The 14,723-nt window shown below is 37.8% G+C and carries 9 protein-coding genes; 7 read left to right on the forward strand and 2 right to left on the reverse strand.

The window, feature by feature from the left end; translation table 11 throughout:
- Positions 1–420: 420 nt before the first annotated feature.
- A complete protein-coding gene (locus WQ54_RS26535) occupies positions 421–972 on the reverse strand; it encodes a DJ-1/PfpI family protein (protein ID WP_046588991.1) in 552 nt (183 codons plus the stop codon).
- Between the two features lie 341 nt (positions 973–1,313).
- On the opposite strand from WQ54_RS26535, the gene WQ54_RS26540 reads away from it, so the two are divergent.
- The 6 genes from WQ54_RS26540 (at position 1,314) to WQ54_RS26565 (ending at position 8,178) form a co-directional block, all read left to right on the forward strand.
- The gene (locus tag WQ54_RS26540) at positions 1,314–2,846 is read left to right on the forward strand and encodes a maltose/glucose-specific PTS transporter subunit IIC (protein WP_046588994.1); all 1,533 of its coding nucleotides are present in this window, start codon (positions 1,314–1,316) and stop codon (positions 2,844–2,846) included.
- A gap of 23 nt (positions 2,847–2,869) precedes the next feature.
- On the forward strand, positions 2,870–3,559 hold the full coding sequence (locus tag WQ54_RS26545) for an N-acetylmannosamine-6-phosphate 2-epimerase (protein ID WP_046588995.1): 690 nt from the start codon (positions 2,870–2,872) through the stop codon (positions 3,557–3,559).
- Between the two features lie 190 nt (positions 3,560–3,749).
- Entirely contained in the window at positions 3,750–4,589 is an 840-nt protein-coding gene (locus tag WQ54_RS26550; RefSeq protein ID WP_046588998.1) for a MurR/RpiR family transcriptional regulator, read from the forward strand.
- A 140-nt stretch (positions 4,590–4,729) separates the two neighbouring features.
- Positions 4,730–6,064, forward strand: a complete 1,335-nt coding sequence (locus tag WQ54_RS26555; protein ID WP_046588999.1) for a spore germination protein — start codon at positions 4,730–4,732, stop codon at positions 6,062–6,064.
- Positions 6,057–7,133, forward strand: coding sequence for a GerAB/ArcD/ProY family transporter (locus tag WQ54_RS26560; RefSeq protein ID WP_046589000.1), 1,077 nt, complete (start codon positions 6,057–6,059; stop codon positions 7,131–7,133). Before WQ54_RS26555 ends, WQ54_RS26560 begins: the two co-directional genes overlap by 8 nt.
- Positions 7,120–8,178: a Ger(x)C family spore germination protein gene (locus tag WQ54_RS26565; RefSeq protein WP_046589002.1), complete on the forward strand. Its 1,059-nt coding sequence runs from the start codon at positions 7,120–7,122 to the stop codon at positions 8,176–8,178. Before WQ54_RS26560 ends, WQ54_RS26565 begins: the two co-directional genes overlap by 14 nt.
- Before the next feature lie 240 nt (positions 8,179–8,418).
- Here WQ54_RS26565 and WQ54_RS33980 read toward each other — a convergent pair whose 3' ends face one another.
- Complete coding sequence (locus tag WQ54_RS33980) at positions 8,419–8,559, reverse strand: hypothetical protein (RefSeq protein WP_156178160.1); 141 nt, start codon at positions 8,557–8,559, stop codon at positions 8,419–8,421.
- 196 nt (positions 8,560–8,755) lie between these two features.
- On the opposite strand from WQ54_RS33980, the gene WQ54_RS26570 reads away from it, so the two are divergent.
- On the forward strand, positions 8,756–14,719 hold the full coding sequence (locus WQ54_RS26570; RefSeq protein WP_052737988.1) for an RHS repeat-associated core domain-containing protein: 5,964 nt from the start codon (positions 8,756–8,758) through the stop codon (positions 14,717–14,719).
- Positions 14,720–14,723 lie beyond the last annotated feature (4 nt).

Raw genomic sequence — 14,723 nt, forward strand, 5'->3', positions numbered from 1 at the left:
TGAATAATTTTATTATATTATAAAACAAAATCTATTATTTTGTAAGCGTTTTAACTAGATTTTTTTGAACAATTTGTGAAGCGGTTTCAAATGAAGGATTAGAATCATGATTTGTTAGGTGTCAGCAGGAAAATTAATAATGAATAGTTAAAAGGCAAATAAATAAAACACCTTGATTTTCTAAAAAAGGAGTAAGGAGGTCGCTTGTTATTGTCCATTTAGTAGTATTGCTGGTCAGATATATGAAGGTTTAGGAACCAGAAATTCATGTACTTTTATAAGCATCGCTTAGTCATCTAGTTTCAGCACATAGCCCTAAAAGACTCCAGACAATTTAGAATTGAAGGAAATGAACGCCTTCTATTCTAAATTGTCTTATCGCCCGAGGCTGGAGCGCTTGGACTTATGTTCTATCTGACCTTATTTAAGTAATCTAATAAATTCTCGCATGAACCCAGGCAAATCAGGCCATGCATGGCCAGAAACAAGATTTTTATGAATGTGTAAATGTTCTTCAATATATGTAGCTCCACATGCCGTTACATCGGGTTTACAAGCAATATATGCTGTATACTCTCTGCCTTTCATAAGGTCTGGTACAATAGATAGCACTTGTGCGGCATGGCAAATTGCACCGACAGGCTTATTTTCCTCAAAAAAGTGACGGACAATATTCGGCAATGATTCATCCAAGCGAATATATTCAGGTGCTCGACCACCAGGAATGATTAATCCATCATAATCAGACGGATTCACATTGGCAAACGATATTTGAGAATCGATGCCATATGCCGGCTTTTCAACATATGTTTCCATGCCTTCAATAAAATCATGACTGACAGTTTGTAGTTTTTTTACAGAAGGTGAAGCGATCGTTACATCAAATTCCTCTTCCAGACACCGGTAATATGGATAGTAAATTTCAAGCGCCTCAACAGCATCTCCAGTCACAATCAGTACTTTCTTACTCATGAACAAAACCTCCCATGAAACTTTTTTTTGTGTGTAACACCCGTCATGTTACCTTTTCATTTAATCAATTCGACAATTGTATATGATTTCCTTTTTAATTAAGTGATGTTTGATTTATCACATCTAAATTGGAACGAATTAGCGCACTTGGTCCGTAAAAACAGATCCGATTTCATTCATTACTCTAGCTCGAAAATGAAAATATTTTCAGTCTGAAAGGGGGAACAATGAAAATGGTTGAAAACGATTCCAATCCTGTTGAATCCTTGAAAATACGAATATATGATATGGATAAGATTTAAAGCAATAAGCTTCGATCAAGATCAAGGAGGTTAACAGCTATGAAAAAAGCTTTCGAAAAAGCTCAGCAATTTGGAAAATCGTTTATGCTTCCAATTGCCGTTTTACCTGCTGCAGGTTTGTTATTGGGGATCGGCGGTGCACTTTCAAACCCGAATACGGTTTCAGTTTATCCCTTTTTGGATATTAGCTGGATGCAGGCGATATTTACCATCATGAGTGCAGCTGGTTCGATTGTATTTGCCAACTTGCCAATTATATTTGCGGTAGGTGTTGCGATTGGTCTAGCCCGTTCGGATAAAGCAACGGCTGGATTAGCAGCAGTAATCGGCTACTTTGTTATGAATAGTACTATTAATGCCTTGCTTTCTTTAACCGGAGATCTAGTAAAAGATAATTTAGCTGGAGCCGGTCAGGGGATGGCTGTTGGGATACAGACATTAGAAACAGGTGTATTTGGAGGTATTATAATAGGTATTGTCTCAGCTGCTTTGCACAATAAATACAATAAAATTCAGCTGCCGCAAGTGTTAGGGTTTTTTGGCGGTTCCCGATTTATACCCATTATCGTATCGTTTGCTTCGATTTTCGTGGGGGCACTTCTTTTTGTGATTTGGCCTTATTTCCAATTACTTATTCAGCAGTTAGGCTCGATTGTAACAAGTACTGGCGAAATCGGAACCCTTTTCTATGGATTTATTTTACGTATGCTTGGACCGCTGGGCTTACACCATATTTTCTATTTGCCATTCTGGCAAACAGCCCTTGGCGGTACGCTTGAGATCGGAGGAAAATTAATCAGCGGTACACAAAATATCTTTTTTGCCCAATTGGGGGACCCTTCGACTGAACAATATTACGAAGGGGTATCGAGATTTATGTCCGGCCGTTTTATCACAATGATGTTTGGTTTACCCGGTGCAGCATTGGCCATTTATCATTGCTCTAAAAAGAAAAATAGGAAAGTAGTTGCAGGAATTCTGCTGTCAGCTGCGTTAACTTCTTTCTTAACAGGAATTACAGAACCGCTTGAATTTAGTTTCTTGTTTGTAGCACCACTTCTTTATGTTGTACATGCAATCTTCGATGGATTTGCTTTTATGATGGCAGATATTTTCAATATCACTGTTGGACAAACATTCTCAGGCGGATTTATTGATTTTATCTTATTTGGAATTCTTCAAGGTGCTGATAAAACGAATTGGCCATATGTCTTATTGGTAGGTATTCCATGGTTCTTATTATATTACTTTACATTTAAGTTTTTAATTAGAAAAAAGAATTTTAAAGTCATTGGACGTGAAGATGAGGAAGAGGTTACTGAACAGGTTTCAGCAACAGAACGAGCTAAAACGATTGTAGAAGGTTTAGGCGGAATGAATAATATTGAAATTGTCGATTGTTGTGCGACGCGCCTCAGAGTAACCGTTAAGGATGAATTATTGGTGAAGGACAATATGATCAAACAAACCGGTTCAAAAGGGATTGTGAAAAAAGGAACAGGTGTACAAATTATTTATGGACCTCAAGTCACCATCGTGAAAAACGAAGTTGAAGAGTATTTAGGTTTGTAATAAATCATAAGGACGTGTTATTAATGCATCAAGTGTTAGAACAGATTAAGAATGGCTTAGTGGTTTCCTGCCAAGCGTTAGAAGATGAACCGCTTCATAGTTCGTTCATTATGGGAAGAATGGCATTAGCTGCAAAAGAAGGCGGGGCAGTTGGAATTCGCGCTAATTCCGTTTCGGACATTGTGGAAATAAAAAAACAAGTAGATCTTCCAGTGATTGGCATTATAAAACAAGTGTACGGACATCATCCTGTATTTATTACCCCAACGATGAAAGAGATTGATGCCTTAGCAAATTCGGGAGCAGAAATTATCGCAACTGATGCCACGAGCCGAATTCGGCCGAATGGCAGTGATTTGGTGACTTTTTATCAAGGCATAAGAGAAAAGTATCCACACATTTTGCTGATGGCTGACGTCTCTTCGGTTGAAGAAGCGATCTTTGCCGATAAGTTAGGATTTGATATAGTGGGACCAACATTATACGGATATACAGAAGAAACGAAAGGCTTAAAAATTGATGATCATAATTATTCGGTTATTAAACAAATTGTCCGACATGTGAAAAACGCAAAGGTGATCGCAGAGGGTAATGTTTCAACTCCAGAAATTGCTCGTTACGTGCTTGATATAAATGTGCATGCTGTTGTCGTGGGCAGCGCTATTACAAGACCACAGATTATCACGAAAAAATTTGTGGATGCTATGAAATAAAGTTTTTATCAATAGTGACAGTCCCCATTCGATTATATAGGAATTTTAAATCCTGTATAGTATGTCTTAGGGGATTGTCCTTTTTTTATGAATGCATTCATCCTTTTTAATAGTTTTCAACCATATAACTAAAAATATAGGTTATCATCTTGTATACTATATGGATATTAACTTGTAGAGGAGAAAGTATATGGAATATCTCGGTGAAAACCTTCTTCATGGTATCGCGTGTACGATGGAAAAGTTCACAAGTTCTGAGGCTGAATTAGCAAAATATATTATCAAAAATCCTGATGAGGTCAGTTTATTATCGATTAGTCAAATAGCGAAAAAGATTCATATATCTCCTGCCACGATTACCCGGTTTTGTCAAAAGATTTCCTTTTCAGGTTTTAATGAATTTAAGCATGAATTAAAACGATATCTAGATTTAAGAAACAAACCATCCGCAGCGAGCGGCATCAAGGAGATTGATTACTTTTCTAAACTCTATCAAAATCACTTGGAAATTATCGAAACGACTTTTCGGAAAATGACCTATGATGATATTCAGCATGCTGTTACACTTTTAAAAACCGCAAAAAAAGTTCATGTTTATGGGATAGGTAACTCTGGAATCGCAGCCCAAGAGTTTAAATGGAAGTTTTTTCGAGTTGGAGTCCAAGTTGAGGCGATTACAGATCCCCATCAAGCTGTGATGGATGCAGCATTAAGCACAGAAAACAGTCTTGTCATCGGCATTTCTGTTTCCGGAAAAACTAAAGAAGTTATGGATGCGATTAAAATTGCCAAGAAGCAGGGTGCGACAATTATGGCAATCACGAGTGATAAAACATCTGAACTCTCTCAGTTAGCCAATTTAACCCTTATTGTTATGAGCAAGAGTAATATGCATATGGGTCAGAACATCTCTCCAACTTTACCCCTGTTTTTGCTTTTTGACTTAATATACACCGAACTTGTTGCAAAGGATTATATGAACCGGATTAAGATTCGGGATATGACATTAAAAGCTTTAGAGGATATCTAAGAATTGGCGCTTTGTCGGAATGATTTTAAATCTTATTTCATTCGCTGCAGCATAGGTTTTGACGGCATTTAGTCACAAATAGAATAAAAACTGCCCAAATAGAGGAAATTAATAATATTTCTTTATGAAGGGAATTTGTTATGAATCCAATGGCAGATGAAATTCAAGCAGTGTTAAAGGCAAATGATGATTTTATTTATAAGCGGGATTACCTGGCTGATACTGCTGTTATTCTCTTAGGATTTAAGACACTAGTTGATTTTACAAAAACGATGACAATCCTCCAAAAGCAATCAGAAAGTTTCTTTTTACAAGGCAAAACTTCAGAGGATTTATGGTGTTTGCTTGGTGAGTTTATCGACGGAGATGTTAAGAGTGCGATTTCAGCTATTTACGAAGGTAAGTTAATTATTGTGATTGAAAATATCGATCGGTATCTGATCATGGAACCTGTTTCCAAAATGATTAGTCGCTCGATTGATCTCCCTTCCAATGAAAATGTGATTCAAGGTCCGCTAAATTCATTCACAGAGGATATAAATGTAAATATTGGCATTATTCGCAAGCAAGTCAATTCAGACACTCTCTCTGTGCTTACATATTCAACTGGGCAAATTCAAAAAAAGAAACTCTCCTTACTTTATATCGATGGCCAAGCTGATCATGGGCTTGTTGATAATATTAAGCGTCATATTAAGAAAAATATAATAATGGATGTTAGTGATTTACAAGGGCTCTCGAAAATGATGGAGTTTCCTTCATGGGATGCTGTATCCAAATTTAATCCAACTGAGCTCCCATCCCATGCAAGTCGACTGTTAAAAAAAGGAAGAGTGATCCTTTTTGTTGATCAAATGCCCTTTGCACTTATATTACCTGGAATGCTTTGGGATATGTTTGCTATGGAAAATGATCGAAACTTTCCTTTAACAATTATGATTGCCATTAGGGCAGTTAGGGTTATCGGCGTTTTAGTGACATTGGTCTTCCCAGGTTTGTATGTGGCACTGGTTGCTGTTAATCCTGAAATACTGCAGATCAAGCTTGCATTATCAGTTGCCCAGAGCCGTGAAGGTGTTCCATACCCAGCAATAGTTGAGATGATGATTATGCTTATCATTCTTGAATTGATTCTAGAAGCGAGCGTGAGGCTTCCAAAAACCATTGGGCCAACAATTACAATGGTCGGCGGGATTATTCTTGGTCAAGCAGCTGTAGAAGCGAAATTAGTCAGTAATCTGCTAATTATTATCCTTGCAGCTACTACTATCGCCAATTCAACAATTGTAGGGTTTCAAAATTCAATTTCAATCAGGTTATTTAAGTATGCAATTGTAATATTATCGGCCATTTTTGGTGTTTTAGGCCTTGTTACAGGTCTTGTATTCGTCAGTGCTTACTTAGCAAGCCTTAACACATATGGGAAATCATATCTTGATGTTACGAATAAAAGGAATGAAACCAATAATGGATAAAAGCTATCATGTCATGCTGATCTATATCCTCAGCCATTTGGGCCTTATTTTCTTTATGTATCCTAGTAATGTGGTAGATAGTACATCCCAGGGTCACTGGCTGCCGATTGTGTTAGGGATTATTGTCCATTTTATCTTTCTATCTATTTATATAAAAGGGCTGAGCTTTTTTCCGAAAAAAGATATCATTACTATTTATTCAAGTATTGGCAAATGGGCTTCGGCTCTATTTGTTGTACCTGTGTTGCTTTATTTCATTATGATTATCTTTATTACAGCTAGAGCTTATTCTGAAATTATTACGATTGTCTTCTTATCAAATACACCTTTATGGGCAATCTTGCTGCTGTTGCTGTCAATCTCAACATACTTGTCAGTAAATGGGGTTGAAGTCATTTTTAGGACAGGCTTGCTCCTCGCAATTCTTTTTTTGCCAATTATTATTGTGATCTTCTTTACTTCTTTTCAAAATGTCGATTGGCGTTATACCATACCTTTTGATTCTAATTTTCAATTTTTAAAAAAACGCACTTATTATGAAAGCTTCTTTGCCTTTACTGGAGGTTTTCTATTTCTCGGTTTCGTTCAGCCCTATTTTTCATATAAAAGAGGAAGCGTTTTAGTCGCTGCAATAATTCTTATTCCCTTTTTTGTTTTTTCAGTCTATATTCCTGTTCTTACCTTTGGGCAAGCCACAGCATCAACGATGTTCCTCCCGTACGTTGTAGTCGTAGATGCAATAGATATTAATTGGCTGATGTTTGACAGGGTTACTATGTTTTTCCTATTAAGTTTAATTGCATTTATTATGATTTTTCTTTCACTCATAATGTGGACAGCTAGTCGCATTATAAACAATTACCTGCCGTCAATTAAACCTGTTTACTTGGCGATCTTCCTTTCTATTTGCATCTTTTTTTCTAGTGTTATGATTACGAGCTGGAAAGATGTTGAACAATTATTTTGGTGGAATACTTTTTTAAGGTTTTACGTTCTTATCGCTGTGCCCGTTTCGATCTATTTCTTTGGACGTCGATTAAAGAGGAAGGATAAACATGAAACGATTTAAAATGATTTGCCTGATATGTATGATCATCACTTTATGTGGCTGCTGGGATAATAGAGATATCAATCATAGGGTGCTTCCTGTTGTCCTTGGTATAACAATGGTTGAAGAACAGTACAAAGTTTTTCTTAAAATACCAGATCCTAACGGAGAAGCTGGCAAAATTAAAATTGTCTCAGCAATAGGAGAAACGATTACAAAGGCAGTCGATACAATCAGTAAAAATATGGAGAGCAGTGTGGATTTACTTCATGTAAAAGTGATTTTAATTGAGAGAGAAACAGCAGAGAAGGGGGTAAAAGACATCATCTCGGCTTTTATGAGATCACGGGAAGTTTCCCAAAAAGCGTTAGTAGCAATTTGTAATGAAGATATGAATGAATTCTTCTCGAACATACAAAAGTCCTCTGGGACCGAAGGAACCACCATGATTGACTTTTTTGAAAGAAATGCCGGATGGAATCCGCAAATCGCCCTTACAAGAGTGTGGGAGGTTTACCGAAGTATTCATTCCTTTACACGTGATGTTGCGATACCAATAATTAAGACAGGAATTACAACCAACATTGAACAAGTTGGATCAGCCATAATAAAAAATGGAAAAATGGTTGAACAAATTACCGCAGATGAAACGTTATTATTTAATGCATTTGACGGGGAGAGCACCCACGGACAAATTGAAGTACTTAATCATGCAAGTGTCATGATTATTGGTAATACGATGCACCATAAAAGCCAACTGACTGATAAAAAGCCCTATATGAAAAGTTTGGTGAATTTGAAGGTAGTGGTACTGGAAACAAGAGGAGATCCAACCGCGAGAATGATTGAAGAAGAACTGAATACACTCCTTGCCGATCGATTTAAGGGGATGTTGTCAACGATGCAAAAAAGTGAGGCGGATATTTTAGGATTAGGGCAATTTTTCCGGAACAAAATCAGCCGAAAAGAGTTAAAAAACTGGCGATCAGAATATTACCCAAATTTGAAAATGGATATAAAATTTGAAATTGATATTCAAAATGAAGGCTATTTAAAAACAACTTAGAAATAAAAGGGATTTGGATTATCACCATATGAAAGAAAAAGCTTAATAATTAACCGTTATTAGATCCCGAAATAACAAATTCTGTAGTTGCTCCTTTTTCAGATAAATTAATGACCTTTTACGCAGGTACAATGTTCGACTTCGCAGGAAATGGAGGATTTCGTTTCTAAAGGTAACCAAGATAAAAAATGGCTTAAAAGGAGTCATCTATGGAAGTTTGATGAACTCCTAGTTACCTAGTTATGTGTATACTTCCGACTCTTTTGCTTCCATGGATACATTAACCTTCACTCTAATGCGGACGGCATCGTCCCCCTCATCTTCTTCATAATAATATGGTTTTTCGACTTTTTTTATAAGGGAAATCTGTATAAAAGGCATCTTAAAATCCTCACATCTTGTTACTTTTATCCTGTTTTTGGAGGAAGTTGTAAAATATTGTTAGAATAGGTCTTTGCTAACTTGGTATAAAATCCCAATCTCATTAAACTGTAATAGATAGTCTTGAAAACGTAATAAGGGGGGGAAGTTAGGTATTTACTAATTACTAAATTTATTGATTGATTAGGAGGTTAATATGAATAGGAAAAGAACAGTTCGACGGTTGTTGCTAATGTTGGTTATTTTTGTGTTTTTTATTGGGAGCCAGCCTAACTTAGCTTTTGCAACTCATGGGGTGCAGAACGTATTTAATAAAACCGACTTTGAAAACTTCGGCATATCAAGTAAGTTCAAGTTGGGAAATATTTTAAATAGTTGGTTCGGTAATGAGGAAGAGTACATATCTTCTGCATATGAAGCATCATATACTCAATCTCGTATGATTCCTGGTAACGAAAATCCATATAAGGTTCAAGTGAAGATTACGAACATTACGAATGACATTTGGAAAGCGGAGGACTTCGTGCTTTCTTATCATTGGACACTTCCCGATGGAGAGGATGTAACCAAAGATGGAAATCGCTTAGAAACATCATTACCAGAAGATATTGCTCCTGGAAAATCGATTACCGTTACAGCTGAAGTAAAAACACCTATTCAAAGCTCACAGGGGAATCATCCTGATGAATATATCCTAAAATGGGATTTTTATCATCAAAAGAACAAGGAATGGCTTTCAGAAAACGGTGGGCCAAAAACCGGTGACTATCCTGTGGTTATTGAAGATCCTGCGTCAAATGGTATTGGATTAGAAAAGTTCTATCAGTATCTCGGTAAAAATACCGGTGCTGGTTCAACAGCAATGGTGAATTTGCATAATGGAAACATGGTTTTTAGCTATGATCCATTTAATAATCCAGGGCTGGGGCTATCGACATTTATACGATTTACGTACAATAGCTTAGATACCTCTGACTCTCCTCTTGGTCATGGATGGACAATTTCTGCTTCTAACATTATGAAGCTTGGTAGTCCGCTTGAATTTATTGGTAATGGAAATAAACCTCCGCGTGAAGTTACCTTAACTGACGGAGACGGTACAAGACATGTTTTTTACGTTAAAGATCCAAAGGCAGATAAGCCTGAGTACGTAGAACCTGCTGGAGTTAATCTGTATTTGGAAATGATTCAAACTGATAAGAAAGAACGTCAATGGATCTTTACCCGCTCTGATCGGACCCAATTTATTTTTGATGAAGATGGGTACCAGGTTGCAACACGTGATAAGAATGGAAACGAAATGCAGTTTGTGTATGAAGAGCGCCACTCTAACAAGAAACCTACCAAATTTTTAACCGCGCTAATTGATCCTTCTAAACGAGAAACATTAAAAATTGATTATTACACCAAGGATGAAACAAAAAACCCAAAAATCTTAGATAAAATCAAAACGATTAAGGATATTTCAGGACGGACATTAGAATTTACCTACAACGATAAAAGCGAGGATGTACGTAACGGCACTCTTGCTCAAATCACTGATGGGGCTGGAACAAAGGACGCAAAAATTTTCCAGTTTGACTATGACTCTAAATCCATCCATACGAAAATGGTGTCTGCTGTCGATCCACGCGGCAATAAAACAGAGTTTCATTATATTGAAAATGGCAAGGATAACGGAAAAATTGAACAAATGGTCGACAGATTAAAGGGAGTAACCCGTTTTGAATATGAAGACACAGATAATCCGCCTAACAATGATTCAGAAGTAATCACAACAGTTACCGATGCACTTACACATAAAACAACCTATCGAATGAACGGGTATGGAAATCCAACAGAGATTACAAATGCCAAAAATTTAACAACCCGCATGCACTGGGATGACGATCATAATGTAGATCGCCTTGAGGAACCAAATGGAGCTGTAACTAGCTGGTCATATGAAGACAATGGACTGTTAGTGTCAAAAATAGATGCTGTTAATAACGCTATTAAAGATCCTTCTAAAAGAAAATCGCAAAAATTGGAATATCAATATTCCAAAGGTGGCCATGTCGCTGACCTCGTGAAAAAAACAAGTCCTGAAGGCCGTGTCCATACGTTTACCTATGACAGCACGGGCAATTTGTTATCTGTCACGGATCCAAAAGGAAATGCAACTGAAGAGCAAGGAGATTACACGACTACTTACACCTATTATGGAAAGACAGGGCTGCTGAATACGGTCACTGATGCTAACGGCGGCGTTACCACTTATGGAGATTCTGATGCACAGAACTATGGGTATGATCAAAATGGCTATCCAACGATGATTACCGATGCGCTTAAACAAGAAACCCGCTATCAATATGGGAAGCGTGGCGAAGTACTCTCCATCACAGATGCCAAAGGGAAGAAAAGTGAATATACGTACGATGTTTTCAACCGCCCACTCACAAGTAAAGTTCCTAAGGATCAAGAAAAGGGAGAATACATCGTCACACCTGCTCCAGTTTATGACCAAAATGATAATGTAATCAGTCAAATAGCACCAAATGGAGCGAAATCAGACTATGCTTACGATGCAGTCGATCAGATGGTTGCTGCAAATGAGCCGAAAGATTCCGATTCATCACCTGTTCGAAAAACAACTTACGAATTCGATCTCATAGGCAACCTTGTCAAACAAACAGAGCCAAAAGGGAATTTATCCACTGACGATCCAACTGATTTTACAACAACTTATATTTATGACGAACTGGATCAGTTGATCAGTACTACGAACAGTAAAAATCACAAAATTACCTATGAATATGACAAGGTAGGAAACACCGTAAAAATAACCGAACCAATAGGAAATGAAACAGAAGAAAAAGATGATTATACATCCCAAGCTAAATTCGATCTCAATCATCGTGTTATAGAAGAAATTGATTCAAAAGGAAGCAGTATCAAATATGTATATGATCATGACAGCAACCGAACTCAAGTTGTCAATAAAGAGGGCCGAACCCTAACGACTGTTTATGATGAACGCGGTTTGGTAGAAGAAATGAGGATTCCTCACGAAGAAGGAAAAACAGCCGTCATGCGTTATGAGTACGATGAAGTTGGGAATCGGACGAAAGTAATCGCTCCAAGAGGAATGGAAACAGCAGATACGGACGATTTCACACAAAAAATTGTTTACGATGCTTTAAACAGAGAAAAAGAAATCATCTATCCAATTGATCCATCCAGTGATAACCCGCGTGATCGTGAAACACATAAGCTGATCAAGTATTATGACGAAGTGGGAAATTTAATGAAGGTAAGTGCGCCTTCTTCAGAGGGTCAAAAAGTTCGAAATGACAATACGTATACCTATTTTGATAACGGATGGGTGAAAAGTTCGAGTGATCCTTGGGATATCCAAACCAGCTTTGAATACAATGAGAATGGATTGCAGACGAAACGGACTCTTACCAGTGCAGGAGGTTCGAGCAGTCGTACAATGAGCTGGTCATATTATCCGGACGGGAAATTAAAGTCTAAATCAGATGACGGATTCCCAGTAGGCGAAAAAGTTGCTCTTGTCGATAATAGTGACAAGCAAAACATAGAGTCAACGAATAATTGGGAAACAGCTGACGCAGAAAAAGGCTATCACGGATATAACTATTTTTATAGCCAAAAAGGTAACGGACAGGATCAATTTAGCTGGAAGCTGCATATTCCCGAATCAGGTGAGTATACGGTTTATATTAAATATCCTGCCAGGACTGACTCAGCAAGTGATGCTCCTTTTACGATTGAACACGAAAAAGGAACAGAAGAAAAAACGATTAATCAGAAGGAAAATGCCGGAGAATGGGTTTCAATTGGTAAATATACCTTTGATGAAAAGAAAACTGGGAAACTTACTCTTACCGACAAAGCAAATGGCACAGTCATAGCAGATGCCGTTAAGTTAGTTCGAGACAAAGGAAATACGAAAGACGAAGAATCCAAACAATTAGATTACTACTATGATGCCAATGCTAATCTAATTAAAATGACCGATTCAAGCTCAGGATCAAAAACGGACACTTATGAAATGATCTATACGGAACTAAATGAGGTCCTGAAAGTCGAGGAATTAAAAGACGGAAAGAGTCTGCATACGACGACATATTCCTATGATGTCAATGGGAATGCAATTAAAAGACAGCATGATCAAGATATATCAGAGTATGTTTTTAATGAATTAAATCAGGTTGAAAAAGTAACCAATAAGGAAAATGGCAATGAACCAAAGGTCACTACTTATGAGTATACAAAGAACGGATTAAAGCAGCAGGAGAAAAAAGGCAATGGCAACGTTGTTACCTATTCTTACTACTGGGATAATTTACTAAAACAACAGACAGAGAAAAAGCCTGACGGCACGATTGTAAATCAACATTCGCTTGAATACAATGCTGACGGTCATAAAGTGAAAGATACCCTTCAAATGCTTGACGCTGACAATAAATCGGTCAATAGTGTGCTTTCTTATAGGTACAATCCGATGGGACAAATTGTTGAATACACGAAGACCGGTGATAATGCAAAAACCGAAACCTATGTGCATGATGCGAACGGCAATGTGATTGAAGAAACGATTGACGGCAAAAAAACGAATTTCAATTATGACCGCAACCGTCTCCAAACAATGGAAACAGGCGGTGTCACGGTAAATTACAACTATGATCCGACAGGCCGGTTAGATACAGTAACAGCCAATGATAAACAGCTTGAAAAATATAAATATGATGGATTTGACCGAGTATCCGAGCATCAACAGTTGAACGAACAGGGAAATACAGAGGTTACAAGCTATACGTATGATCCGTTAGATCGGACAGTGAGCCAAACGGTTAATGCAGAGAAAGAAGACGCAAAAACAACTAATTTCAACTATCTTGGTCTCTCAGATAATGTGCTGAATGAGGAAATTGCCGGAGAGATTACGAAATCCTATCAGTACTCCCCATGGGGCGAACGTTTGTCGATGGTCAAATATACCGACAATGAACAGCATGAGGATTCATACTATGGCTACAATCCTCATACAGATGTTGAAACATTGACAGATGAGAATGGGAGCACCCGGGCCACTTATGGATATACCGCTTACGGGCAAAATGATGAAAAGGCATTTACAGGCGTTGATAAGCCTGAACCTAACAATCCCGATCAAGAGCCTTATAACAATTACAGGTATAATTCAAAACGCTGGGATCCTGCAACCAAGCAATATGATATGGGCTTCAGGAATTACGATCCAGGCTTAAACCGTTTCTTGAGCCGAGATATGTACAACGGGGCATTATCAGATATGAGCCTCACAACGGATCCATATACAAACAACCCATATGCCTTTGCAGGGGGAAATCCGATCACAAACGTGGAATATGACGGCCATTTCGCCTTCGTTGTTGTGTTAATTCCAATTACTGCTGAAGCGGTAGGCTGGGCAGTTGCTGGAACCGTTGCGGTTGTTGGTACAGCAGCAGTTGTGGATCAGGCTTCAAAATCCGATGTTTTTGAAGGGGAAGAAGAAACAACTCAGACCCAGACTAAAGCCGAAACAGCTACTAAAGATATCGCAGCTGAGGTAAAGGCACATGTCAGAACGAAAGCAAAGGAACGCGGTGAGGAAAATCAATGTACGAAAGCATTAAAGAATCCAAACGTATCAGGTCAGGTTCCGTATGGCTGCACCGATTTAAGCTTGATGGTTATTAATCAACGGGCAGAAGATGCAAAAAATGCACCGAATAACAGAAGGAAGAATGCTATTCTCAATGGTGCATTTACCTATGCAGCAGTCGAATATGTAGATAAGAACGGTCAGGTTCAACGAAAAACCTTCCGCAATGTTTCGCATAATGAAATTAGGTCAAACCCTGAAAAATATCAAGGTGTACCGGGCCAAGGAGTGCATGCTGAGGGAATGATGGATCATTGGCTTCAAGATAATGGCATCACACCTGATCGAGTAAGAAGAATCTATGTTGAACAACAACCATGCAGCACTTCTTTTAAATGCGATGAAAGGGTAAGCAAATATAGTTCAAAAGGTACAAAAGTCACCTATAGCTTCTATACAGAAGCTGATAAAAAAGCCGTTGTAAAGGCTCTCTTCTCTGTAATCAGAGGATTATTCGGTCTATAAAGGG

This window comes from Bacillus sp. SA1-12, from assembly GCF_000981385.1.
Classification (GTDB): Bacteria; Bacillota; Bacilli; order Bacillales; family Bacillaceae; genus Metabacillus.

Bases quoted from the DNA above. Each gene is read 5' to 3' on its own strand.
- WQ54_RS26545 (WP_046588995.1), top strand. From the start codon at position 2,870: ATGCATCAAGTGTTAGAACAGATTAAGAATGGCTTAGTGGTTTCCTGC.
- WQ54_RS26565 (WP_046589002.1), top strand. From the start codon at position 7,120: ATGAAACGATTTAAAATGATTTGCCTGATATGTATGATCATCACTTTA.
- WQ54_RS26550 (WP_046588998.1), top strand. From the start codon at position 3,750: ATGGAATATCTCGGTGAAAACCTTCTTCATGGTATCGCGTGTACGATG.
- WQ54_RS26560 (WP_046589000.1), top strand. From the start codon at position 6,057: ATGGATAAAAGCTATCATGTCATGCTGATCTATATCCTCAGCCATTTG.
- WQ54_RS26570 (WP_052737988.1), top strand. From the start codon at position 8,756: ATGAATAGGAAAAGAACAGTTCGACGGTTGTTGCTAATGTTGGTTATT.
- WQ54_RS26540 (WP_046588994.1), top strand. From the start codon at position 1,314: ATGAAAAAAGCTTTCGAAAAAGCTCAGCAATTTGGAAAATCGTTTATG.
- WQ54_RS33980 (WP_156178160.1), bottom strand. From the start codon at position 8,559: ATGCCTTTTATACAGATTTCCCTTATAAAAAAAGTCGAAAAACCATAT.
- WQ54_RS26535 (WP_046588991.1), bottom strand. From the start codon at position 972: ATGAGTAAGAAAGTACTGATTGTGACTGGAGATGCTGTTGAGGCGCTT.
- WQ54_RS26555 (WP_046588999.1), top strand. From the start codon at position 4,730: ATGAATCCAATGGCAGATGAAATTCAAGCAGTGTTAAAGGCAAATGAT.